Raw genomic sequence first — 26,197 nt, forward strand, 5'->3', positions numbered from 1 at the left:
CATTTTCCTATACCAGAACAAAAGGGCAAAACCAGCGTTTTGCCCTCCAAGAATTGCTTCGCAATTCTCGTTAGCCTTCCACCACATTACGAGCATTTTCCTATACCAGAACAAAAGGGCAAAACCAGCGTTTTGCCCTCAATTAACACTATATTATGAGCATTTCTTATACCAGAACAAACACGGCTTTACCGTTGGAGAGCGAGATACGGCTTCCGACAGGCACCTGCACCGGCTGTCCTTCCGGCAGCTCGTCCCCACCCAGCACATAGGTTCCGTTGGTGGAAAAATCAGCGATCAGGAAACCCTCCTTCGGTCCGAGATAACTGATCGAGCAGTGCTTACGACTGATCTCCGGCGTCTCAAATATCACGTCTGCCTCCTCCGGATCTCTTCCGATCACGACATCCTCGTCCCTTCGTATCGGGATCAATGTTCCTTCATAGGTACCGGAAATCCCCTGAAGAATCCCCCACTCCTCTCTCGCCTTTCTCTGACGCAGCCACATCTGCAGCTCGTCCACCTTGCTGCAGATCAGCTCATGATAATACGGACTGATCGCAATCAGACGGTTATCTAACAGAATATGCGCCGGATAGACTGCCACGATCGCCTTACAGGACACCAGATAATTCGGATGACACCGCACAAAATGCGTGCCGTCCAACAACTCCCATAGTTCATCCAGATTCCCGTCGAAGCTGATCTGATGCTCATCCATCATCGTTACAAACACACGCATCGCTCTTCCTTCAAAATACTTGATCTCATCCAACGCAAGCGTTAGTTTGTTACCGTGAAAGTTAATCTGTAAATTCTCTCCGTTTCTCTCCATATCAGCTTCCTCCATTTGTTTATTGTCCTGTATTCCTAACGAAACAGCTTCGCTGCCTGTATTACAACCATTTTATTGCATTTCCATACGGAAGGATATTCTCTTGCCGGTCCCGGACAGGTGTAGCGTCCAACCTCCAGAGTGATGCCCGGCACCTTTGTAACCTCATGAATATAGGTAAGGAAATTGCCGTCTCCTCCTGATGAAGAATGATAGCCCGCCGCACTGGCATAGCCCGTCAGCCGTCTCGACTGATAATACAGCCTGTCTGTATTCTTCTGGAGCGTGCCGCCCAGACCGCTTCCACCGAAAATGATCGAACCCATCGCATGATAGCTGATCACGCCGCGCAGTGTCTTTTGTGAACGAAGTTGATCTGTCAGCTTCTTAATCGCACGCGTCTCACTCTCGCTACATGCTTTCGGTCCGCTGTAGCCCATCGGTCCGCGCTTTCCCTGCTTGCGGAAACGCACCGGATAATTACGGTTCAGATCAACGCCTCTTGCATTGGCTTTCCAGATCGTTGTGCTGCCGCTTTTCAGCTTCCGGAGACGCTTTCGCAAAGCTGCGCTTCGTATGCCCTTGATTCCAAACTGTGAGATTGTTGTGCCATCCGGATTCGCCATCGGTACATAGTGAACAGCAATCTTATCAAAGGTCTTCTTCCAGCTTCCACCCTCTCTTGCCGTATAATAATTCTCCAGATAATATTCAATCTGATCCATGCAAAGCTCAGAGGTCATATACTCTCTTGCATGAAGGTTGGCGACCACAAGCAGGGTCTTTGATGCCTTCGTATTACCGATCACTACATCATAAAGATTTCTACCATCTTCACTCTTTCCGATCACACTGGTATGTACGATCCCATGATATTTATCCTGTAATTTCTGAATATCTGCCGACATCTCCGCATAGCTGTACTTCTGATGATCCGTCTGCACAATGGTGCGGTTATTATAGGTTCCTGTTCTGCCGGCTGCCTTTCTGATGCCATCCGTCTTATTCACTGCTACTACCTGATACCGGTACTTTTTGTTAAAAGTAAGAGACTTATCCAGATATTTATGAGCGGTCACCTCTGCCCGCAAAGTATACTTCTCCTGTCCGGAAGCCTTGCGGTATACAAGATAGGATGTCGCATTAGCTGTTTTCTTCCAGGAAACCGTCACCTTGTGACGTCCTCTTCCGCAAAAATAAAGCTTTGCCACGCGTCCCGGCTCAAGATCGACCATCTCTGTCGGTATCGGAACCGGAGAAGCGGTAACTGCACCCTCTGAAGGAGCCGGTGTCTGGGTTGCCGGTGGTGTCGCTGTTTTCGCCGGTTCTGTTACAGCCGGTTCCGTTGTTGCAGGTTCTGTTACGGAAGGCTCTGTCGCTGATGGTTCAGTTGTTGCCGGTTCGGTAACTGCCGGCTCTGTTTCCGACGGCTCCGTTGTTGCAGGTTCTGTTGCCGACGGTGTCACAGTCTGTGCCGGCTGCACACTTTCTTCTGTATTCTCTGCCTTTTTCAGACTCTGCTGCTTCTTATCATTCGGTAACTGTTGTGATGCATATACCTTTTTGATATTCATTCCAAAATCCGCTGCCATCTTCCTTTCTGCCTGCAGGTCATTTCCCGCGCAGGTCTCCAGCAGTAATACCACTGCCAGCATAAAACATTTCCATTTCATTCTTCGTTTCACTGTACTTACTCCCTTCAATATACTCCTGTTTTTTATTTATTATACAGATTCCAGCCACAAAAGTCCATTTCCCGGACAGAGATATGTTCGGAAATTGCAGCTTATTTCCGTAAAAAATTATGTAAAACAAAAAACGGTCAGACAAATCAGAAATTCTTCCGACTTGTCTGAACCGTTTGGCTTCTCACTTAATCAATCACCTTGATGCTCTTGATCACCGGCTGATTCTCTGCGGCAACCGTACCATTCTCATCCTCAACCTGTGTATCCTCGCAAATCTTATCAACAACCTCCATGCCCTTCGTCACAGTTCCAAAAGCAGCATACTGACCATCCAGTCCCGGATTATCCTTATGCATAATAAAGAACTGAGAGCTGGCACTGTCATAATCCTGCGACCGTGCCATGGAAATCGTACCACGCACATGGGAAATACTGTTCTCAACGCCGTTCTCAGAAAACTCCCCCTTGATCGTCTTGTCTGACCCTCCGGTACCATTGCCCAGCGGATCACCACCCTGGATCATAAATCCGGAAATGATCCGGTGAAATGTCAGACCGTCATAAAATCCGTCTTTGGCAAGATCCACAAAATTCGTCACAGTGATCGGTGCCACGTCCGCATCAAGCTCGACAGAAATAGTTCCGTAATCCTTCACCTTGATCTTAATATGATGCTTACCGGAAAGCAGATCGCTGTCTTCGTTATCAGAAGCCACATTGCTTTCTGCATCCGCTGCCGGAGAAGAGACCGCCGCCGAGGAAACATTCCTGTCTGTAGCCGTATTATTGTCTGTACTTCCACATCCTGTCAAACACAATGCTCCAAGAAGCACTGTCATCAAAATACTACTTATCTTTCTCATAAAAACCTAACCTTTCTTTCGACTTTAAAATCACTTTTCTTTCACTCAAATTTTGAAAAAAACTATAGAGCATCATACCACAAACTTTTGATTCTGTCTATTCTAAGAAAAATGCCCCCTTTCGGAAAACAGTTTTTTATGATCCTACCTGTTTTCCCAAAAGGGAGCATATCCTATTTCGTCAGGATTTTTTCACAAAATATTTTGTACTATTTGTATACCTCTTGAATTTCCTGTTGCAGCTCTTCACACTCCTCCGGCTGCACAGGATATCCGAGATACGCGATTCCACGATAAACAGAATCAGTAATCTCTCCCGATTCTTCCATCACGCTGCAGATTGTCACAATCAGCTCCTGCTTGGCGGCGACCACCTTCTCATCCGCATCATAAAACTGTGTCATGTCATAATCCGAGGTATTTCCGCACGGATTTTTGCAGACCGCACAGTCCGGTGCGATCACATTCTTTGCCGCATGGATCTGCCTCACCATATCCTCTTCCCTGTCCGGCTCACGCAGATGCAAAAAAGCCTCCCTGATCACCTCATCTGTCTGTTCTGTTCTGCCATTGTTGGACACCGCACCTACCAGTCCGATCAACGCACTTATTACTTTATCTCCTGTCATCAAAATATCCTCCTGTCAGATCATATCTTTTCCACCACAGCGCTGTCCCATATTATGGACAGACCAAATCACGAACGTTCCAAATTACGAACACACCATATAAACGCTTTCGCACATCGGACATCCGACTCCTGAAAATGATTCCCTTCGTTCCATTCCAGCGTTGTCTGGATCCCCTGCTCCTGCAATTGTTTATATTGTTCACGAATGCGGTCTCCCACCGCTGCCATAACCTGGTTCCTCGTTTTCTCTTCTCTCTTGCCAAGACTTAAATAAATCCGTTCTGTCTGTACGGCATGCTTCCCCGCATATTCATCCCACTTTGGAAACCATACTGACGGAGACACTGCCGCAACCGCCGCAAACAGATCCGTCTGATACGCACTCCAAAGTGAAAACAGTCCTGCAAGTGAATAGCCGCCAAGCACCACAGGCACATCAGAAGCTGCTGCGTAGTGTTTCACCACAAACGGCACGAAGCTTTCCTGCACAAACCGAAGCGTGCCAGCCGCTCCGGTGCCAAAGCCCTCCGTCCCGAACACAGACGGTGCCTCCCACGGTGAAAGCTCCCGATTCCAGTCCCGTACCAGAAATGCCGCCAGTACGACCGGTTCCGTCACCCTGTCACCGATCATAGAAACTTTCTTCTCCAACTGAGCCATCTCATGTTCATTCACCGGCTGGATCAAAATATATTCCGCATCCGAGCTGCCATGTATCACGCACTGTTTATCTTCCAATAGAAATTTCTCGTTTATCATGTTCTCACCTTCAATGATTGTTTGTCATGTTTATTTAAGCAAAAATAGAAATTTTCGTCAAGGAGAAGAGGATGTGGCACGGAAACCTTCTGTACTAAAAAACGGACACCACATTTTTGTGTGATGTCCGCTTTTCTATTTTCACTACATCATATACATTTTAGCATATTATCTAGCGAATTTTTCTCTGACCGGTAATCCCCGTCTTCTTCAGCCAAATCTTATACTGTTTTTTGCATTTCTTCGGCACCTTTACAACAGCCTTTTTGTGTACTTTATAAAATGCTTTCTTTCCGACTGTTTTGGCAGTTAATTCCTTCGTCTTGATCACAATGTTTTTCAGATTTGAGCATCCGTAAAATGCTTTTTTGCCAATCTGAACCACATTTTTACCAATGACGATCTTCTTAAGCTTTTTGTTATTATAAAACGCTTTTGCTGCAATGGAGGTCACCTTGTATGTTGTTCCCTGCAGTGTTACTGTTGCCGGGATAACCACCGTGCCTTTTGCCTTTGCATCTGCTTTCTGATACTCCACAGTGTCATCCGCCGTGATCCGGTAGGTGACACCGTCCTTCACTAACACTGTTCCAACGGATACGGTGTCCCCATGAGAAGGATCCGGCGATACCATCCCCTGATCCAGTGAAGGAAGTGGCTGTGATGTTCCATCCGGTGCTGCCGGCTGAGTTGGTATTGGTGCCGGTGTTTCGCTCGGCTTTACCGTCGGCGTTACCGTCTCTGTTGGCTTTGGTGTCTCGCTCGGCTTCACTGTTGGTATTACCGGCTCTGTTGGCACTGGTGTCTCACTTGGCTTTGCTGTTGGCGTTACCGTTCCTGTCGGTGCCGGTGTCTCGCTCGGCTTTGCCGTCGGCGTTACCGCCTCCGTTGGCTGAGGACTCTCACCCGGTTTCACCGTTGGTGTTACCGTCGGCACTGTGCTCTCGCTCGGTTTTGCTGTCGGTGTTACCGTTTCTGTCGGTACCGGCGTCTCTGTTGGCTTCGGACTCTCGCTCGGTTTCACTGTCGGTGTTTCCATTGGCACTGGTGTCTCACTCGGTTTCACTGTCGGTGTCTCCATCGGTTCTATCGTTGGAACAGGTGTCTCGGTCGGTGCCGGCGTTACCTTCGGTATCATAATGATACTTTCCGGATTGATCGCATCACACAGAGTACAGTGGATCGATTTCTGTCCTTCTTCGTCCTCAGAAGCCTCTCTGTCAATCACATAGTCCTCTCCCCAGACATGTGCATCCGAATCGATTGGAAGAATAATCTCCCTTGATTCACCGCATCCGCCGCACACTTCCACTGCCTTTCCTGTCTCGGAGCAGTTCGCATATTTGATCACAATCGGCTCACCGTAGCTATGTCCCACTGTGACAAGACATTGTGCGGTCACTTCTTCATTATCTGCCGCAATCGCAGAGATCGTTGCGGTTCCTGCTGCAACAGCGCTTATCACGCCATCCTCTGAAACGATGGCAACCGATTCATCCGATGACTTCCAGTTGATTCCCGGCTTGGTAATATTTTCCGGTGCGGCAATGGCACTAAGCGTTGCCGTCTTTCCCGGACAAAGTGCCAGCTCATCCTGATCAAACGTTATGTCGGTTGTGTATATCTGCTCGGACTTTGTTCCCAGCGCATAAACGCTGAAATGCTCGGTCTGGAAGGTAAACTTGCCGTTCTGGTACTTTGCATGCATGTCAGTGATCGTTCCGTCTTCCTCGATACGGTAAATCACCGCATCCTCCGTCAATACACCATCCGGAACCGGTATCTCCACATCCACGCTCTGTCCCGGCTGGACCGTAGCCTCATTTTCATACAGACTGATATCAAAGATCGGCGTCACAGGCTTATGTCCCTTTGCCGCTTTGATCATTTCCTGAATGATCTTCCAGAACAGTTCCCATCCCTTCGGATATTTCTTCTGCAATGCTTCCCTGGTGATCTCATCCACTCCAAGTGTCATGTCCTTATCCATCTCACTGTCATCTGAATTGCTGACAATGATTCCTGTCTTATCATCCTTCAAACCGACTACGGTCACCTCGTAAGAGGATGTCTTATCTCCTACCGTTGCCGTGATCGTTGCCTTTCCGGTCTGAACTGCTGTTACAACACCGTTTTCATCAACTGTCGCAATGGATGGATCAGAGGATTCCCACTGAACCGTTGTATCATCTGTCGTATTCTCCGGCTCATAGATTACGCTTAATTCCTTCTTTCTCTCCAAACGCAGGGTTCCGGTGGCTGTGTTCAGCTTGATCCACTGCAGTGGTGCGAAAACTTCCACCTCCATCTCGCATCTTCTGCCGTTGACCAGTGCAATGATCTTCGCATGTCCCGGTCCCTTTGCCGTCACAGTCCCGTCGGCATTTACTGACAATACACTGTGATCTGTGCTGATCCATGTCACACTCTTATCATCAGAGGTATTTACCGGATCATATGTTATCTGCAGCTTCTTCTCATCGCCGACATTCATCTGCTCGATGGTTTCCTTAAAGGAGATCGACTGCAGTGGCGCATATACCCGTACCGTGTAATGTACCTCATCAATACTGCCATGACGTATCCGAATATCTGTCTCTCCCGGCGATATCGCAGTAACTTCTCCGGTTTCAGAAACTGTTGCCACACTCTCGTCACTGCTGGTCCACTCTGTGGTAGCAGTATCATCCTCCGGCACAACAATCTCTGCCGGGATCTGATAGGTTTCTCCCGCATTCATTTCCTTCTGATATTCACTCAGCTTAATTCCATAATTAACCTGCGTTACCGTCACGGTACACTGTGTCTTGATAGACGGATCTTCCTTCAGGGCTGCCGTGATCACAGCCTCTCCCTGTGCGATACCCTTCACCGTGCCATCCTCTGTCACAGTGGCTACTGTCTCATCGGAGCTCCTCCAGAGTAACGTATCATCGTGACTGTACTCCTCCGGTGCATATGCCACCGTCAGCTTCTTTGTATAGCCTTCCTCGACCTCTGCACTCTCCGGCAGTGATACACTCTGTATTGGTGTGTCATAAACTGCATAAGCGTTCAGATCAGCGGTTAAAGTTGCCGGCAGCTTATCTGCCTTTCCGTCTCCATCAATATCCCATCCAATGAATTTGGCACCATCCGGCAGATATTGATCGATCAGGGACTGTGCCGGTGCCTGAAGCACCTGTGCGGACAATACAGGTTCCATCTGAAGAACCATGCCATCCACCCAGAAGGTTGCCTGGTTCCATTCACCATCGTAGTAGAGGTTATCGAGACGCTGTCCGTCGTTTCTCTTTACATGAGAGTAGATTACACTACCATTATAGGATGTCGCTTCACTTATCTCCGTAGCATCAGTAATCACATTCACATTCTGACTGCCATTATAAAGTATATTCAAGGCAGCTTCATCCACTTTGGCGATCCGAATGCATTCAATTCCTGTTGCATCAAAAAACATGGAACTTCTCTCCAAATTAGAAGGATCCGCTTCAAAAAGTATATATTTCAGACCGGCACAATAAGCAAACTCAGAAAAACCATGTGTTGTCAATGTTTCCGGTAAAACAATACTGTAAATCTTTCCGCAGTAACCAAACGCATACTCTCCTATCGATGTCAACCGCCGGCTCATCTTCACAGATTTAAGATTTTTACAATAGTAAAATGCGAATTCATTAATATGCAAAACAGAATCCGGAATCTCAACCCTATTCAACGTTTCATTATAACTCAAGCAACCTGCTGCAATCAAACGTGTTCCTTCTTTAATCTTCAAATATTCAGTCACATATCCAAGATTGCTACACACAGCATATGAGCCGATATAAAGTACACCATTCTCCCAATTTTTCTCATTATAATAATACCCGGTTCCTCCAAATGCACCCTGACCAATAAATGATACATTTTCACCCATATAAATCGCCTTTAATTTTGGGCAGTTAAGAAAACAAGTGTTTCCGATATACTCCAGACTATCCGGTAATACAATCTTTTCCAGTTTTTCCCGGTCAGAAAAAGCTGATTTTTCAAGACGTTTCACACCTTCCGGAATAACCACCTCTCCACTGATCATCATCGGTGTCAGTAGCAGTTTTGTTCCTTCTTTGTTGTAAAGAATACCATCCTGCGTCTTAAAATACTGATTGGTTTCATCAACACGGATGTACTGTAACTGACTGCATCCATTAAAGACAGAATCACCTAGTGTTTTCAATTTAGATCCCAATGATACATATTTAATACCGGTTTGTTCAAAAGCTCCAGAATCTATTTTCTCAATATTATCGGGAAGTTCAGCCTTATGAAGTTTTGTATCTCCCATAAACAACCAGTATGGAATTTCATGAAGATTTTCACTCAATTCTATCTGTTCCAACTGTACACATTCCTGAAATGCATATTTACCAATTTCTGTGACACCGTCCGGTAAATCAATCTCTTTCAAAGAAGATTTCAAAAATGCTCCTTCTCCAATCACTTTTAAACTATCTGGCAAAACAACCTCAGTTACACCGGTACCCGCAAAGGAATAATCCCCTACTCTCTGTATTCCATTCGGAATCGTCACCGATCCTGTCAACTTTCCCGGAACGCATAACAATTCCGTTTTTTCTATATTATAGAGCACTCCATCGACTGAGCAGTATGCCTCATTCTGCTCATCCACATCAATTCTTTCCAAATTCTTGTTTTCAGAAAAGGCACCTTCCCCGATAGATGTCACACCTGCTGGAATCTCTATATTTTTTAACGAGCTCAACGCAAAAGCACGCTTCTGTATATAATTCAATTTATCCGGCAGTGTAACTTCCTCCAAAGAAGTATTATAAAAAGCTTCTTCTCCAATAAAGTTTAACGATTTCGGAAGATCTATTTTCGTTAATCGGGAACAATTCCGAAAAGCACTTGCATTAATCTTATTTACCTTCTCCGGAAAAACCACTCTTTCAGGTGATGTTGCTTCAAAAGCCCGTTCACGAATAACCAGCAGATTTTCCGGTAAACTGATTTGTGTCAATGACGTACTACAAAAAGCGCATGCTCCTACTTCTGTAACTGTATCCGGCAAATTCACTTCACTGATTCCCTCCACAGACCAGCAATACTCTTCTGGTACAAACTGTCCCTGAAGGATCGTCAGCTTTTTCAGGTTACCAATAGTCGTCCATTGCTCCTGCGCAAACAGATCATCCAGTTTCACCGTATTAATATATCCATTTCCTGCTTCCGCACCCAGATATTCACCGAAAAATGGCAACGTCAGTTCTTCGATCGTATTGGCTCCCTTCAATGCCCCATTTCCAAGATATGTCACACTGACCGGGAACTCCAGCTTCGTCATCTTCGCCAGACCACAGTCTGCAAAGGCATTTCTTCCAATCTCCTGAATGGAATCATTAACGATCAGGGTATCCAGCTTCGCACCATTGAATGCCGCTGTTCCGATCTCCACCAGATCCTTTGGCATCGTAAAGTTTGTAACTGCCGAATACTCAAACGCATGGTCATCAATACTCATCATCTTGCTATTATCAGTGATATCCATATTATTGAGACTATTACAGCCATAGAAGGCGTACGCGCCGATCTCCTGCACGCCATCCGGGATCCGGATGGATTCCAGCTGACTGCAGTTATAGAAAGCACTTTTATAAATTCCGCCAAGCTGGCTTCCCTCTGGTACCTCTACCGTTTTCAAACTACTGCAATACGCAAAGGCATACCGGTCAATGCTCTGCAGTCCTGCCGGGATACTGATCTGCTCCAGCTTCTCACAGCGCATAAACGCACGGTAACCGATCGTACTTAACCGGCTGTCCTGCGGGATTGTAATCTGTGACAGCTTTGATTTTTCAAATGCTGCAAATCCAAAGGAGGTCACGGTACTCTTGACCGTATAGCTGCCTTCCTTATTGGCAGGACAGGTGAGCAGAGTTGTCTGTGCCTTATTGTACAGAATATCCTCATCCGAGCTGTATCTTTGATTGTCCTCTGCCACCCGGATCGCCTTCAGATTTTCACAGCCGGCAAAACAGAGTTCTCCGATATGATCCACTCCGGCCGGAATCGTGACCTCCGTCAGACCGGAATTATAGAATGCATTTCCCTGCAGCGTAAGCTTCTCCCCGTTTCCAAGATCCACCTTTGTCAGACTGGTCGCATCACTGAACGCATTATAGTCAATGTTTGTCACACTGTCCGGCACGGTAAAGTCAGTAAGTGCTGAACCGGCAAACACATAACGCCCAATCTGTGTCGGTTCTGCTCCATCGGCAAAGGTAAGCTCCTTAATTCCGCTCTTATAGAATGTATAATCACGGATCCGGTCAACGCCCTTCGGCAGGGTAAGCTTTGTCAGGTTCTTTGTCTCTGTAAACGCATAACGTCCCAGAGTCACTAACTTACTTCCGGCAGCAAACTCCACCTTAGCCAGACCGCTTCGCGTAAAGGCATGGTCATCGACCACACGCACTGCAGCCGGGATCGTGATCTCCTGAAGCTCTGTCGTTCCGGCGAAGGCATTCTGATAAATGCCGGTCAGTGTCTCCGGCAGGGTAATACTGCGAAGGAATATATTATTCTGGAACACTTTACCGCCGATCGAGATGATATCATGACCATCGATCTTATCCAGTGCGATGTCTGTGGCACTTCCGTGATAAGCAACAATGCTGGCATCTCCATCCTCGGTCAGAGCATACTCCCATTCCCCGCTGCTGACCACATCTGATACACCCAGATAGTAAGCAGCCACATCCTCGTTCCATTTTTCTTCCAAGCCTTCCGGCAGCACACTTGCCTTAAAATAGATCTCAATCTTGTCGGTATCGACAAAGGCATATCGTCCGATTTGGGAAAGCTTCGCCGGCACGGTCAGCTTCTTCAACGAAGTACAGCCCTGGAATGCATATCTGCCAATTACAGTCAGGGACTGTGGCAGAGAAATATCTGTCAAGGAAGAACAGTGATTCAGTGCATAATTATCAATCTCCTGCAGCTTTGTACAGTATTTCAGATCCAAATGGTTCAAGGAGGTCAAGCCTTCCAATGCTCTTGCCTCGAGCAGCGTCAGGCTGCTTCCCTCTTCAAAGGTGATCCGGCGCAGCGCATCCGCACCTTGAAACGTCCATGCCGCAATGCGTTCCAGCTGGCTCTCTCCCTCGAATGTCACTGTGACCAGGTTCTTGCAGCCGGTAAATACCTCCTGTCCCATTGTAGAAACGTTCTCCGGCACTGTGAAATCCTCAATACCACAGTATCCAAATACACCATAACCGAGACGGTTCAGTTTGCTTTCCGGTTCAATCTCTATCGCAGTCAGGTTATAATCATACGCAAACGCAAATCTGCCAAGTGCAGACACACTTTTCGGGATCAGGCATTTCTCCGTCATGCTGCTGCAGTTTTCAAAGGCATTCTCCGAAATGCGTTCCAGCCCCTCTGGGAACACTGGTGTCTGAAGTGATTCACAGTCACTGAAAGCATATCTGCCGATTTCAATCAGACCATCATTCAAGGTTACTTCTGTCAGCTTAGACGCTCCCGAAAATGCATATCCGGCGATCGTCTCGGTGGTCTTTGGAAGTGTATATGCCCCCGTCTTTGCCGCCGGATAGAACATAAGCTTCGTCTTCTCCGCATTGAACAGGACACCGTCATAAGAGCCAAACACTGCATTATCATTATCCACCGTGATGTCCTGCAGGTTCTGGCAGTAGGACAATGCACCTTCGCCAATCTCCGTCAGTCCGGCACCAATCTCAATCTCCTCCAGTCCCGACTGGTAAAAACAGAGTTCCCCAAACGATCGTACCGAATCCGGAACTTTGATCTGCTTTAACATTCTTGTTCCTGAAAATGCATAGCCTCCCAAAACCGTGCATTTACTGTCTGCTCCAAATGTTACCTGACTCAGTTCCTGACAACTGGCAAATGCCGCAAGGTCGATCGCCTGCACCGTATCCGGTAATGTGATTTTTCGCAGATTTGACCACTGAAACGCTCCATTTCCAATCAGCTCCAGCTGTGAATCCTCCGCAAAGTTAACACTAACCAGCCCCGTGCTGCTAAACGCTCCACTTTCAATTTCTGCAATCCCCTTCGGAATAGAAACAGTTGCAATCAGGCATCCCATAAATGCACCTTCCGAAATCTTGGTAAGCTGGCTGTCCTCCGGCAGATCTACTGCCATAAGAGAGGAGTACGAAAAAGCGTACTCTCCCATTTTCCGGACAGACGCCGGAATCGTGATCTCATTGGCGGATACCCCCGTAAAGCTCTGATCTCCGATCGTCTCCAGTCCATCCGGAAGCGTAATCTGCGATGCTCTCGCATATGCAAACGCATATTTTCCGATCTCCTTCGTTCCCTCTGCCACCGGATAACTTCCCGCAAGCCCGGTCGGATAGTAGATCAGCTTTGTTCCGGTGCTGTCATAAACTGCATGCTCCTTCTCCTGAAATGTCGTGTTGCCCTCTGCCACCGTGATCTTTCTCATGCCACGGCAGCCCAGAAATGCTCCGTCCCCCAGCTCACTGAGCTTCTGCGGGATCGTAAAGGAGCTGATCATTGTATTGGCAAATGCCTGCTCTCCGATCGTGCGAAGATCACTGCCCGGCACGATCCCCACACTGCTCATTCTGGCACAGCCGTAAAACGCAAATGTTCCGATCGTCTGTACGCTTTCCGGGACATCGATCGACAACAGTCTGCTGCATCCGTTAAACGCATACGGCATGATCTCTGTCAGATGTTCCGGCAGGCTCACCTTCCGGAGTCTTGCATTGTTCTCAAAGGCGGACTCTCCGATACAGCTTACGGTCTTTCCTTCGATCGTATCCGGTACGGTCAGATATTTTCTCTTACCGGTATAGGATAAGATCTTCACCGTTCCATCCGGCAGGGTTGCATAGGTGTATGCATTGGCATCGTCCTCATTCGCCCACTTTGCATACAGTGTCACATCCTGCGAAAAGACATCCGTATAATACTCCACCTCATCCGTGCAGTCCCTGTCATAATACCAGCCGTCAAACACGACATCTTCCCGCTCCGGCTCCAGCATCAGCTGAACCGTATGTCCCTTTACAAACGGCTGTGTCTCATTCTTGATCTCATCGGTCTGCATCTCATAGGTGATCGTTCCTTTTTCCTCATACAGAAATGCATAGATATCCAATGCACCGTAGCCGTAAAGCACATCCTCTCCGCTGGTGCCAAGATCCACACTCGATGCGATCAGATAATCACGGATCTCTTTAAACTCCGCACCCGGATGGTCTGCGCGGTACAGTGCTGCCGCTGCTGCAACGATCGGGGAAGCCAGAGAAGTTCCCTGTGTGTATCCGTATGTACCGCCCATCTTTGTCGTATACACACTTCCCGGTGCTACGATATCACTGTTGTCACCATAGTTGGAATACGCAGCAAGCTCCCAGTCCGAATCCAGTGCTCCGACACCGATCACGTTCTCATCGGCAGCCGGGTAATTGAGGAGTGCCGTGCTGTCATTACCGGCAGCCGCCACACAGATCACATCGCTGTCCACCGCCAGCTTCGTATAATAACTGAAGATATTTTCATCTGTCACAAAGGACATGTTTACCACATCTGCATCGGCTTCGATCGCATACGCCAGACCAAAAACAAGATCGGATGCTCTCAGAAAATTACCCTGCGCATCTGCATCGCATTTGATCACAAGCAGCTCTGTCTCAGGCGCAACACCTGTGATACCGCTTCCATTATTCATGGATGCACCCAGAGTTCCGGCAACACTTGTTCCATGTCCCTGCTCATCCTCGATCACAGACATATCATAATCCTTGACGATCTTGTCATCCGAAGCATTATAAGAAAGCTTACTGATCCGCCCCTGAAATTCCTCATGATCCGTATCAATACCGGTATCAATAATGGCTACCGTCACTCCGGCACCCTTATTGTGCTTCCAGGTATCCCTCAGGTTCAGATAGCCCGTCTCGCTCTGCTTATCGTAGTCCGGATCACTCACCTCGTAATCCGCTCGCGTCTGATACAGCTCATGCTGGCTGGCATCCACCGCGCTCGCCTTCACATGGTAGTTTAAGGACATCTCGGACAGATCCTGCCTGTATTCCTTGTCCGAATAAATGTCCGCCACCTTCACATCCTTCGGCAGCGTCAGCACCGCAAAGTGCTTGTCTGCCGTCATGCGGACAGAAGCACCCATCTTGTCAGCCAGAGCCTTTGCCCGCGACTCATTTGTGTCCGACAGAACGATGGTCTTCTCATCGTACCGTCCCTTCTGCTGCACAAGCTCCTTACATTTTTCATCCTGCTGTTGTTCCAGCTTTTTCTTCTGATCATTGGATGCATTGATCGACCCGTTTGTCTCCGGTCTTTCGTGGTAGTATCCCACGATACCGCCCACAATGACAGCCATGATCACAAGAATTATTCCGATTCTTTTTCGATTCATCGCTTATCCTCCTTATCCGAAAGTCTAGATAAGGATATGATAACATATCCGATGAATCGTTTTCTTTCCGTTTTTTTCACCATCAACATTGACAAAAAATAAATCAAGTATAGATTGATATCAAATAATGTCACCAATCCGTCAACAGTATACGCTTTTACACATGAAAATTACTTTCCAACTCTTGATTTTGCTTACAATCTCTGATACCAATTAATTGAATCGAGTAGGAGGCTAATCATTAGTTGATTAGCCGACCTCTCACACCACCGTGCATACCGTTCGGTACACGGCGGTTCCTTAGTTTTCACTGACCATCAGATAATGGTCATGCATGGATGTATATCCCAGCTTGGCTATTGTTTTATTCGTGATTACTGAATTTAACACTTGTGCCATTTTCCAATAACCTTTTCTACTATTGGCTAGTTTCTTGGCTTTCCATTCCTCTAATCCTAGTGCTTTTAGCATTCGGTACTTTGCTTTGATTTTCTTCCATTGTTTCCAATAGACCGCTCCTCTGAGAATTGCTCCTCATAGATTGGCGAGAGTTCCTGTGCAATTGCCTGTTGGATTACCCTGTCAACAACCGTAGGAACTCCCAGCTTTCTAAACTCGCCTTTTGTCTCCTTGGGTATTTCTACCCTTCGAACCGGGTTAGGTTATATTTCCCTTCCCTTATCTCCTGGATTAAGGATTCCTGGTTTTCTCTAAGGAAGGGCAGAAGTTCATCCACCTGCATACCATCGATTCCACCTCACGATGGACACCCTTGGTCTCGGCTGTATCTTTCCCACTACTAGGGCGGATTAGGAACTTACACCCCTTAGCGACGTGCGCCGCAAGGCGCACACAAAGAAGAGAATGGCTTTCTCCATTCTCTTTTCTACAAATTGAAAGTCATAGCACAGACTTTTTTATCCTTTCATTTCCACGACCACATTTCCAGCATGGTCAACATCGCTCGCCGTGCGGATGGCTTGTTCCAATTCATTCAGTGGGAACTCATGAGTGATGATCCGCTCCAATTCCCACTTACCACTCGCCATGATCTCCTGCACGTCCCGCACATCCTCCGGCATATAGCCACCGGAGCCGATGATGCTCTGCTGGGCATAGGTCATGTGGAGCAGGTCAATGGTGCGGGGCATGTTGTTGACTGCAACGGAGACAAAGCGGCTCTCGATTTTTCCAAACCGAAGGAAATCATCCAGAATACTCTCCGCACCGGCGGCATCCAGCCAGCAGTCAATGCTGGCAACTGTGCCATTTAGGGAAGGAGCCGTGCCGAAATAGCTAACGGCTGATGTTTCAAAATTCTCTGACGCTGTATTGCAAACCGCAAAGCCTAACTGTTCTGCTAAACTTAGACGAAAATCCGAGCGGTCACAGATCATAACTTTCTCCATGCCGAAGTGCTTGAAGGCAACTGCAGCGGCAATGCCAATCGTTCCGCAGCCGAACACCACGGCATTCTGCCCAGCAACATACTGTTCCTTGCCCCAGGGAATCATCCCCCGGCGGGCAGCACGGCAGCCAACCGTAAACGGCTCAATCAGGCTTGCCAGCTTATCGGAGATACAATCATCCACAGCATAGAGGGAATGATTCCGTTTGGCATTAGGAATGAGAATATATTCCGAGAATCCGCCGATGGTTCCGGCTCGTTTTGTGTCCCCTTTGGCATAACGAGGGTAAGGGTAGACCCGTTCGCCTACTGAAAAATCTGTGACATTCTTTCCGACCTTCACCACACGGGAAACAGTCTCATGACCAAACTCACCGCCGACAGTCACCTTGTGACCAGTGTTCGGACCGTGGGTGAAAACCGCAACATCTGTGCCGCAGATACTGGAATAGAGGTTCTGCACCAGCACATCATTGTCTCCGACTTCCGGCAACGGCAGCTCCCGAATTTCAACTTGTTCTTTTTCTAAATAGATACCAGCTTTCATATTTCCTCCCTGCGGCGTTTTACACACCGCTGAATCACATTTACAACATCCTCAACGGAATCCGTGCAGTCGTTTTTGAGCCATTCCGAGATAATTGCCATTAACCCTTGAATATAAAACGCCATGAGATACGGTCTGTCCTGCTGCGGTATACCGTAGCGGTCGAGGATTGGCGTGAACACATGGCGGAACATCCGTTCATAGCTTTTATCCATTCCCAGCACTGCGGCATTTTCTGTTGCCGTGCGGAACAGTAGCTTGTGCTGCTCGATGTAATCAAGATAAGGTGTCAGATACTCTGGCGTAATAAGGTACAATTCATCCAACGGACAATCCCACAACTTTGTGACAAAGGCATCTGTGTCCTTCTTCATGTGAGCAAGAAACTGCTCATTCATATGACTGACGCTCTCCGAAAGTAAGTCTGCCATTGTTTCATAATGCAGATAAAAGGTGGAGCGATTGACGCCTGCCTCCTCGCAGATTTCCTTGACTGTAATGTAGGCAAAATCCTTCTTTTCCAAAAGCGCCAAAAAAGCCTCGTCCATTCTGGCTGCAGTGGCGAAATATTTGCTTTCTGACTTCTTCAATCGTTTCCACCTTCTTTCGTGTTTTATGTTATACAACAGCATGATTACGGCAATCAAAATGACCATGCCGTAGACAAATCCGCCTGTAATGGCGTTCATTATTTTTCGGTAACTCTCTCCGTTTTCAGAAAAACGGGTTATCATCGCTGTCTGCAAACTGAGAATGCATCATTTCTCACTGATTTCTTTCGCCAATTCCATAATCTCAAAAGCATATTTCTGCTTGCTCCGTGCCAGCAGTTTTTTGTAAATGGGATAGTTGACACCCATACCCAGCAGACCGATGATTCCAACAATCACACCGAGGACGAACATAGCGGTCGTACCACTGCCGATGATCTTCATTGAGAGACACATTCCCACACCTGCTACCAACGCAGCGATAATTCCGAAAGTGTAGGTGAAAACGGTTGCGGGAAGTTTAGCTTTCTTGTCCAGCTTGCGAAGGGCAATCACTTTCGAGGTGTCTTTAGGTGTGTACTCGTTGGCGAGCTGTTCTGCGTAAATCTTATCTGTGTTCATGGCTTATTGCCTCCTTTATTTGATGGTTTTATGATACCAGCAAAAAAGGAACAACTGAACAACACGGATGAGGATTTGTGTTGAGTTCAGGAATACTGTAAATTCTAAGTTGTTAACCGGTATAATACAAAAGCCCCAAGACACGGTATATCGTGCCTTGGGGCTAATGGAGCTGAGGGGAATCGAACCCCTGTCCGAACCCGGATCCAATGTCCTTCTACTGTCATAGTCAGTGTTTTGACATTCCCTCCGGCTGCCGCCCACTAACAGGCTGCAGTCTTCAGTAGCTTCATGAATTTTCTGATACCGCAAAGCTTAGGCATCAGAGTTTCCCGCAGGTCGACACCGGAACCCCTAACGGCGGGACGCTAGGACCGATGGGCTGCAACTAGGCAGCCAGTGCTAAATTATCTTCAGCGTTTAATTTTAAATTCGAACTTTTAACGTGGTGTCCGACCACGGACAGCTTCTCCATCTTCAGCGAGCCCGTCGAAACCTGTACAACCCCTTAAGTTGTAAGATTGCTGATTACTATAACACCCTTACAACATTTTGTCAATAACCAGATCATCTTTTTGATAAGCTTTTGATCTATAAATCAGACGTTGTCTGTTCTACCGTAAGCCTGTCTAATAAAGATTTCTGACCTTAAACTGCTTTTCAGCCTCCCGGCGCTGATCCTTCTTGGCAATGTCCTGGCGCTTATCATACTGCTTCTTACCCTTTGCCAGGCCAATCTCCACCTTCATAAGGCTGCCCTTAAGATAAACATTAAGCGGCACTAAAGTATATCCCTTCTGTGCGATCTGTCCCTCAATCTTACGGATCTCATAACGGTGCAGAAGAAGTTTTCTCGCACGAAGCGGATCCCTGTTAAATATATTACCCTTTTCATAGGGGCTGATATGCATACCGTAGATAAAAACTTCTCCCTTCTGGATGCGGACAAATGCCTCTTTGATACTGCACTTGCCCATACGCAGGGACTTTACCTCTGTTCCCACCAGTTCGATACCGGCTTCGTATTTATCTTCGATAAAGTAATCGTAAAATGCCTTTTTGTTGTTCGCAATGATCTTTTTACTTTCCTTTGCCATAATTCCTCCTAATGCGCATCACGCTGATCTGTCGATCAGATCATCCGCAGTCTATCTGCGTGTGCGTCTCTTTGCCACCTTCTTTTTCGCCTTGCGCTCCTTGGCTCTGCGGGTTCCTCTGTCTGCGCGGCCTCTTCCTGATTTACCATCCTTACCGGAATTTCTTGACTTTCCGGCAGACTTTGCAGCCATCGCTTTCTTCTCACGGGCACTGATACGCTCCTTCGGCGACTTCTTCTCTAAGGAAGGCAGGATTGGATTGCCGTCCTCATCCTCCTGATACAAAACAAAGTCAATCGTTCTGGTCAGCTTGTCGACACCGGCTACAATGATGCGCAGCGGTTCTCCCATCTTGTATACCTTGCCGGTCTGCTCACCGACCATGCGATGAAGATCCTCATCATAATAGTAATAATCTCCCGGAATATCTGCCACACGGATCATTCCTTCGATCGTATTCGGAAGCTCCACATACATGCCCCAAGTTGTCAGTCCGGAAATCGTTCCCTCGAAATCCTTTCCGACAAACTGCTCCATATATTCTGCCTTCTTCATCTTCTCTACTTCGCGCTCTGCGTCATCTGCACGCCTCTCCAGAGCACTCGTCTGCTCTGCAACCTCCGGAAGGATCTTCTGATAATGATCAATCCTCTTATCCTTCATGCCGCCGTGGATATTCTCCTTGATGATGCGGTGGATCTGCAGATCCGGATAACGGCGGATCGGCGAGGTAAAGTGGCAGTAATACTTAAGTGCAAGTCCGAAATGCCCCTCACACTCTGTCGTATATCTCGCCTGCTTCATGGAACGAAGTGCCAGCCTGCCGATCAGTCCCTCCTCCGGCTTGCCGGCGATGGAACGCATCAGCTTCTGAACCTCCTTCGGATGAATCTCATCCTCCTTGATCTTTAAAGTATACCCAAAATTCTCGATAAAGAGTGCCAGATTCTGGATTTTCTCCATGTCCGGCGTCTCATGTGTACGATATACAAACGGAAGCTCGTTCCAGAAATACTCCTCAGCGACCGTCTGATTGGCAGCCAGCATAAACTCCTCAATAATGCGGTTCGCCTGCGTCCGCTCGTATTCCTTCACATCGATCGGCTTCCCCTTCTCATCGAGAATGATCTTTGCCTCCGGGAAATCAAAATCAATGGAGCCTCTCTTCTCCCGTCTCGCCTGCAGGATATCTGCCAGCTCATACATCAACTCAAACATCGGGATCAGCTCTTCGTATTCCTTACGCTCCGCCTCATCCTTCTCTTCGATGATCTTATGCACACTTGTATAGGACATACGTCTTGTTACATTGATCACTGATTCACAGATCTTGTGCTTTACGATCTCACCCTTTTCGTTGATGTCCATCATACAGGACAGCGCCAGACGGTCAACGCCCTGATTCAAGGAGCAGATGCCGTTGGACAGCTTGTGCGGGATCATTGGGATAACGCGGTCTACCAGATAAATGCTGGTACCTCGTTTTAACGCTTCCTTGTCAAGCGGTGACCCTTCCGTCACATACTGACTGACATCGGCGATATGAACACCCAGATGGTACATATTCCCTTCCTTGGAAATGGTGATGGCATCATCCAGATCCTTTGCATCCTCACCATCAATCGTAACTGTCTGAAGATCTCTGAAATCGGCTCTTCCAGCCTTCTCCTTCTCTTCCACCTCATCCGGAATATTCTCGATCTGCTTCATCACATCATCCGGATACTCCTCCGGAAGACCGTATGCCTTGATCACGGAAAGAATATCAACACCCGGATCATTGACATGTCCCAGAATCTCCAGAACACGTCCCTCAGGCTTACGCTGCTCATCGCCAAAATCCGTGATCTCGACAACAACCTTGTGACCGGTCACCGCCCCCTTGCTCTCTGCTTTCGCAACATAAATATCCTTGGTAAATTTCTGATTATCCGGCGTCACAAAGCCAAAATTACGGCTGCGTGTATAGGTTCCGACAAGAACACTGTTGCCCCGTTCAAGAATATTAAGCACCTGACCCTCGCGCCGTTTGCCTTCGCCGCCTTCCTTTTTGACAAGTACCTGCACGGTATCGCCATCCAGTGCGCTCTTGGTATAGGAACCCGGAATGAAAATATCGTCATCCTCTCCTTCCACGCGTACAAAACCAAAGCCGCGCTGTGTCGCCATATACTTTCCGACCTTGACATCTGCCGGAAGCGGCTTGATCTTCCCTTTCAGATCAATGCTGATCTTGCCTTCCCTCGCCAGCGCGTCTAACACCTCACGGAAATCCTTCTTGTCACGGGACGGCACCTGAAGCACCATCGCCATCTCTTTCACAGACATACTGCGGTATCCCTTGGAGCCCACAAACTCCTCGATCATTTTCTTTTTCTCTTCAAATTCTTCCTGTACCATAATATCTTACATTCCTTTCTCGTCCCGCAAACTCCGGGCTGCAGGCGCAAAACCTCCCTAATTCCAAAAAACCGCCTCACGGAAATACCCATGAGACGGCATAATTTTCTATCGTACTGATCCTCCGTAAAGCAATCCGCTTTAGCTGAAGATATTAAGGTTCAGCAACAGTGAGAATACAACAAAAAGTACAGCCATAATTCTGGTTGCGAGTACAAGTCCGCCCTCCATGGAACGACCTTTGTTCTTGCCCCAGTATGACTCTGCAGCACCACTGATAGCGCCGGTCAGACCAGCCTGCTTACCTTCCTGCATCAATACAACAACCGTCAATGCAATACAATCAATAATATAAAGAATTAATAAAATGCCATGAATAATGTTGATCATCGAAAAACCTCCAATTTAATCCAATGTAACTTAAATTTGTCATGATGTTACACAACAACTACTTAATGATAGCACATGTGTCCCATCATTTCAAGAAGTTTTTTCTATAACGGGTAGATTTTTTGATCTACCCATATTCTGCCCGTCAAGACAATTATTTCTTAATCAGGAGTGACTTTCCTGTCATTTCCTTTGGCTGCTCCATACCCATAACCTCGATCAGTGTCGGAGCGATATCTGCAAGGCATCCGCCCTCACGAAGTGTATATGACTCGTCATAGTTGACAAGAATAAACGGTACCGGATTGGTTGTGTGAGCGGTATGTGGCTCACCGGTCTCGTAATCAATCATCTTCTCTGCATTTCCGTGATCGGCACAGATAAACAGAACGCCGTCAGCCTTCTTGATTGCCTCAACTGCAGAACCGACACACCCATCCACTGCCTCAACTGCCTTGATAGCTGCAGGGATCACACCGGTATGACCTACCATGTCAGGGTTTGCGAAGTTGATGACGATCACATCATACTTTCCGGAACCAATTGCCTCATTCAGTCGTCTGCTGACCTCCGGAGCACTCATTTCCGGCTGCAGATCGTAGGTTGCTACGGCTGGAGACTTCACAAGGGAACGCTCCTCGTCCTTATTCGGCTCCTCTACTCCGCCATTGAAGAAGAATGTAACATGCGCGTACTTCTCTGTCTCAGCCAGACGAAGCTGTGTCTTTCCATTGGCTGCAAGGAACTCACCAAACGTATTCTCTACGGATTCTTTCTTAAATGCAACAAGCTTGTTGCCAATTGTATCATCATAATCAACGAAGCATACATATGTCAGCTTCAGGAAGCCTTTCTTGCGCTCAAAGCCTGTGAACTCCTCATCACAGAAGCTACGGGTAATCTCTCTTGCACGATCCGGACGGAAGTTAAAGAAGATCACGGAATCGCCGTCCTTGATCGTTGCCAGTGGCTTGCCGTCCTTCTCGATGACGGTAGGAACAACGAACTCATCTGTCTTATCGTTGGCATAAGAATCTGCCATTGCCTGAACAGCATCCTCTGCCTTTACGCCCTCACCATATACAAGTGCAGCGTAGGACTTCTCAACACGATCCCAGTTCGTATCACGATCCATTGCATAATAACGGCCATGCAGGCTGGCAATATGACCAACACCGATCTCGTCGATCTTTGTCTGAAGCTGCTCTACATATTCCTTACCGGATGCAGGCGGTGTGTCACGACCATCCAAGAAGCAGTGAACATATACATTCTCCACGCCATTCTTCTTTGCTAACTCCAACAGTCCGTACAGGTGTGTATTATGACTGTGTACACCACCATCGGAAAGCAGACCATATAAATGAAGATCTGAGCCATTCTTCTTAACATTCTCAATGGCAGCTAAAAGCTCTTCGTTCTCGAAGAAATCGCCATCGTCGATTGACTTTGAAATACGTGTCAGCTCCTGATAGATCACGCGGCCGGCACCGATATTCATGTGACCAACCTCTGAGTTACCCATCTGACCATCCGGAAGACCTACTGCAAGACCGCTTGCATTTCCTTTGACAAACGGATACTCTGCCATCAGCTTGTCCATTACAGGAGTGTTCGCCTGTGCGATCGCATTTCCCTCAACCTTGTCATTCAATCCGTATCCATCTAATACCATCAATACAACTGGTTTCTGACTCATAATCTCTATTCCTCTTTTCTGTGCTGTCTCTGTCTGTTATCGCCGCGCCACAGCACCGGCAGCGGACTTTCACTTCTACCATCCTTGAGTATACAAGATTCCCTCGCATTCGTCAATAACAAGAGCTGCCTGAGATTTAAAAGAAAACGCCACGAAACACAGTTCAACGATATCTATATACATTGAACGCATTTCATGGCGTTTTATATTATTACTAATCCAAAAGCTAACAGCGTAATATCATGACATCGGGATCAAAGATATTGACTCCTTTGCATCATGTTTATGCGTTTACTACCTTACCGAAATCAGCCTTAAGGGATGCACCACCGATAAGACCACCGTCGATATCCGGCTTAGCAAGAAGCTCTGCTGCATTTCCGGCATTCATAGATCCACCGTACTGGATGCGGACAGCCTCTGCTGTATCAGTATCATAAATCTCAGCGATGAGATCACGGATACCCTTACATACCTCCTGTGCCTGATCAGAAGTAGCAGTCTTGCCTGTTCCGATAGCCCAGATTGGCTCGTAAGCGATTACCATGCTCTTAACCTGATCTGCTGTAACACCGGCAAGATCAGACTTGATCTGAAGACGGATCCAGTCCATTGTTACGCCGAGCTCTCTCTGCTCCAGTGACTCACCACAGCAAAGGATTGGTGTAAGACCGGCCTCGAATGCCTTCTTTACTTTCTTGTTAAGAAGTACATCATCCTCCTTGAAGTAATCACGACGCTCTGAGTGACCAAGGATCACATACTTAACGCCTGCATCTACAAGCATTGGTGCGGAAATCTCACCTGTGTAAGCTCCGCTCTCCTCAAAGTACATATTCTCAGCACCTACTGCTACGTTTGTTCCCTTAACTGCCTCTACGACAGGAACGATATCGATTGCAGGTACACAGTAAACAACATCAACGTCATCGTTACTACTAAGTCCTTTAACTCATTTACTAAAGCAACTGCCTCACTAGGAGTCTTGTTCATTTTCCAGTTGCCGGCAATAATTCTTCTTCTAGCCATTGTACTATCTCCTTATATGAATCTGATTATTTATCGTCTGCTGCAACTACACCAGGAAGATCCTTACCCTCAAGGAACTCAAGAGAAGCTCCACCACCGGTAGAGATATGAGTCATCTTGTCGCCGAAACCAAGCTGGTTACATGCTGCTGCACTGTCACCGCCACCGATGATCGTTGTAGCACCCTCAAGTTTAGCCATTGCCTCAGCAACTGCGATCGTACCCTTTGCGAAGTTTGGCATCTCAAAGCAGCCCATTGGTCCGTTCCAAACAACAGTCTTAGCACCTGCTACCGCATTTGCGAAAAGCTCCGCTGTCTTAGGTCCGATATCAAGACCCTCCATATCAGCAGGGATCTCTCCACGACCAACGATCTTGATGTTTGCATCGTTAGAGAAATCATCAGCAACAGTTGTATCAATAGGGATCAGAAGCTTAACGCCCTTCTCCTCTGCCTTCTTCTCCATCTTAAGAGCATAATCCTTGTAATCCTCCTCAAGGAGTGACTTACCAACTTCCTCACCGTGAGCAGCCATGAATGTGTAAGCCATACCACCACCGATGATCAGTGTGTCAACCTTGTCAAGAAGGTTCTCGATAACAGAGATCTTGGAAGATACCTTAGCACCACCAAGAATTGCTACGAATGGACGCTCCGGATTGTTTACTGCATTACCAAGGAAATCGATCTCCTTCTGCATCAGATATCCAACAGCGCAGTCTCCACCCTTCTTACGGATGAACTCTGTAACACCAACGTTAGAGCAGTGTGCTCTGTGAGCAGTACCGAATGCATCGTTTACGAATACATCAGCCAGAGATGCAAGCTCCTCTGAGAAAGCCTCTCCGTTCTTTGTCTCCTCAGCTCTGTAACGTGTGTTCTCAAGAAGTACAACGTCGCCGTCCTTCATTGCAGCAACAGCAGCCTTTGCGTTGTCACCAACAACGTTAGCATCAGCAGCAAACTTTACTTCCTGTCCAAGAAGCTCAGCAAGTCTCTTAGCAACAGGTGCTAAAGAAAGCTCTGGCTTTGGCTCTCCCTTAGGCTTACCAAGGTGAGAACAGAGAATGATCTGTCCACCGTCAGCGATCAGCTCTTGATTGTAGGCAGAGCAGCTACAAGACGGTTCTCGTCAGTGATGTTTAAGTCAGCATCAAGTGGTACGTTGAAGTCACAGCGAACCAGAACCTTCTTGCCCTTTACGTTGATATCATCAACAGATTTCTTATTTAACATGTTATATTCCTCCTAATAATTAATCATATCTTCTAAA

The 26,197-nt window shown here is 47.3% G+C and carries 13 protein-coding genes, 1 other RNA gene and 2 pseudogenes; all 16 read right to left on the reverse strand.

All coding sequences use genetic code 11. The annotated features are described in order from the left end of the window. Positions 1-166: 166 nt before the first annotated feature. Positions 167-835, reverse strand: coding sequence for an FHA domain-containing protein (locus tag DXA20_RS08920; RefSeq protein WP_158577178.1), 669 nt, complete (start codon positions 833-835; stop codon positions 167-169). Positions 836-870: 35 nt separating this feature from the next. Continuing rightward, positions 871-2,520 (reverse strand): M14 family zinc carboxypeptidase, encoded by a 1,650-nt coding sequence (locus DXA20_RS08925; RefSeq protein WP_147403728.1) that lies wholly within the window; start codon positions 2,518-2,520, stop codon positions 871-873. Between the two features lie 188 nt (positions 2,521-2,708). Next, on the reverse strand, positions 2,709-3,386 hold the full coding sequence (locus DXA20_RS08930; RefSeq protein WP_022305115.1) for a peptidylprolyl isomerase: 678 nt from the start codon (positions 3,384-3,386) through the stop codon (positions 2,709-2,711). 209 nt (positions 3,387-3,595) lie between these two features. Beyond that, entirely contained in the window at positions 3,596-4,015 is a 420-nt protein-coding gene (locus tag DXA20_RS08935; protein ID WP_022305116.1) for a hypothetical protein, read from the reverse strand. 68 nt (positions 4,016-4,083) lie between these two features. Continuing rightward, on the reverse strand, positions 4,084-4,776 hold the full coding sequence (locus DXA20_RS08940; RefSeq protein WP_199877067.1) for an alpha/beta hydrolase: 693 nt from the start codon (positions 4,774-4,776) through the stop codon (positions 4,084-4,086). A gap of 172 nt (positions 4,777-4,948) precedes the next feature. Then, a complete protein-coding gene (locus DXA20_RS08945; protein ID WP_118560209.1) occupies positions 4,949-15,241 on the reverse strand; it encodes a leucine-rich repeat protein in 10,293 nt (3,430 codons plus the stop codon). A gap of 917 nt (positions 15,242-16,158) precedes the next feature. Continuing rightward, the gene (locus DXA20_RS08955; protein WP_118560211.1) at positions 16,159-17,196 is read right to left on the reverse strand and encodes a zinc-dependent alcohol dehydrogenase; all 1,038 of its coding nucleotides are present in this window, start codon (positions 17,194-17,196) and stop codon (positions 16,159-16,161) included. Further along, positions 17,193-17,786, reverse strand: a complete 594-nt coding sequence (locus tag DXA20_RS08960) for a TetR/AcrR family transcriptional regulator (RefSeq protein WP_118560213.1) — start codon at positions 17,784-17,786, stop codon at positions 17,193-17,195. Before DXA20_RS08960 ends, DXA20_RS08955 begins: the two co-directional genes overlap by 4 nt. Before the next feature lie 168 nt (positions 17,787-17,954). Next, the gene (locus tag DXA20_RS08965; RefSeq protein ID WP_118560215.1) at positions 17,955-18,308 is read right to left on the reverse strand and encodes a dihydropteridine reductase; all 354 of its coding nucleotides are present in this window, start codon (positions 18,306-18,308) and stop codon (positions 17,955-17,957) included. Between the two features lie 164 nt (positions 18,309-18,472). Beyond that, positions 18,473-18,816: a transfer-messenger RNA gene (ssrA, locus tag DXA20_RS08970) on the reverse strand. A gap of 121 nt (positions 18,817-18,937) precedes the next feature. Continuing rightward, a complete protein-coding gene (gene smpB, locus DXA20_RS08975) occupies positions 18,938-19,405 on the reverse strand; it encodes an SsrA-binding protein SmpB (RefSeq protein ID WP_022305798.1) in 468 nt (155 codons plus the stop codon). A gap of 51 nt (positions 19,406-19,456) precedes the next feature. After that, positions 19,457-21,805 carry a ribonuclease R gene (gene rnr, locus DXA20_RS08980; RefSeq protein ID WP_022305797.1) on the reverse strand — a complete coding sequence of 783 codons (2,349 nt, stop codon included), beginning with the start codon at positions 21,803-21,805 and terminating at the stop codon, positions 19,457-19,459. 141 nt (positions 21,806-21,946) lie between these two features. Then, positions 21,947-22,195 carry a preprotein translocase subunit SecG gene (gene secG / locus DXA20_RS08985; RefSeq protein WP_022305796.1) on the reverse strand — a complete coding sequence of 83 codons (249 nt, stop codon included), beginning with the start codon at positions 22,193-22,195 and terminating at the stop codon, positions 21,947-21,949. A 154-nt stretch (positions 22,196-22,349) separates the two neighbouring features. Beyond that, complete coding sequence (gpmI, locus tag DXA20_RS08990; protein ID WP_118560217.1) at positions 22,350-23,894, reverse strand: 2,3-bisphosphoglycerate-independent phosphoglycerate mutase; 1,545 nt, start codon at positions 23,892-23,894, stop codon at positions 22,350-22,352. A 283-nt stretch (positions 23,895-24,177) separates the two neighbouring features. Next, positions 24,178-24,923 (reverse strand): annotated as a pseudogene (gene tpiA / locus DXA20_RS08995) (triose-phosphate isomerase). 26 nt (positions 24,924-24,949) lie between these two features. Beyond that, positions 24,950-26,160 (reverse strand): annotated as a pseudogene (locus tag DXA20_RS09000) (phosphoglycerate kinase). Positions 26,161-26,197: the final 37 nt, after the last annotated feature.

Origin of the sequence: Roseburia sp. AM59-24XD (genome assembly GCF_003478445.1) — a bacterium.
Taxonomy (GTDB): Bacteria; Bacillota; Clostridia; order Lachnospirales; family Lachnospiraceae; genus Jutongia.

Excerpts from the sequence above, each read along its gene's own strand:
- DXA20_RS08920 (WP_158577178.1), bottom strand. The coding sequence starts at position 835 with ATGGAGAGAAACGGAGAGAATTTACAGATTAACTTTCACGGTAACAAA.
- DXA20_RS08930 (WP_022305115.1), bottom strand. The coding sequence starts at position 3,386 with ATGAGAAAGATAAGTAGTATTTTGATGACAGTGCTTCTTGGAGCATTG.
- DXA20_RS08935 (WP_022305116.1), bottom strand. The coding sequence starts at position 4,015 with ATGACAGGAGATAAAGTAATAAGTGCGTTGATCGGACTGGTAGGTGCG.
- DXA20_RS08940 (WP_199877067.1), bottom strand. The coding sequence starts at position 4,776 with ATGATAAACGAGAAATTTCTATTGGAAGATAAACAGTGCGTGATACAT.
- DXA20_RS08945 (WP_118560209.1), bottom strand. The coding sequence starts at position 15,241 with ATGAATCGAAAAAGAATCGGAATAATTCTTGTGATCATGGCTGTCATT.
- DXA20_RS08955 (WP_118560211.1), bottom strand. The coding sequence starts at position 17,196 with ATGAAAGCTGGTATCTATTTAGAAAAAGAACAAGTTGAAATTCGGGAG.
- DXA20_RS08965 (WP_118560215.1), bottom strand. The coding sequence starts at position 18,308 with ATGAACACAGATAAGATTTACGCAGAACAGCTCGCCAACGAGTACACA.
- smpB (WP_022305798.1), bottom strand. The coding sequence starts at position 19,405 with ATGGCAAAGGAAAGTAAAAAGATCATTGCGAACAACAAAAAGGCATTT.
- rnr (WP_022305797.1), bottom strand. The coding sequence starts at position 21,805 with ATGGTACAGGAAGAATTTGAAGAGAAAAAGAAAATGATCGAGGAGTTT.
- secG (WP_022305796.1), bottom strand. The coding sequence starts at position 22,195 with ATGATCAACATTATTCATGGCATTTTATTAATTCTTTATATTATTGAT.
- gpmI (WP_118560217.1), bottom strand. The coding sequence starts at position 23,894 with ATGAGTCAGAAACCAGTTGTATTGATGGTATTAGATGGATACGGATTG.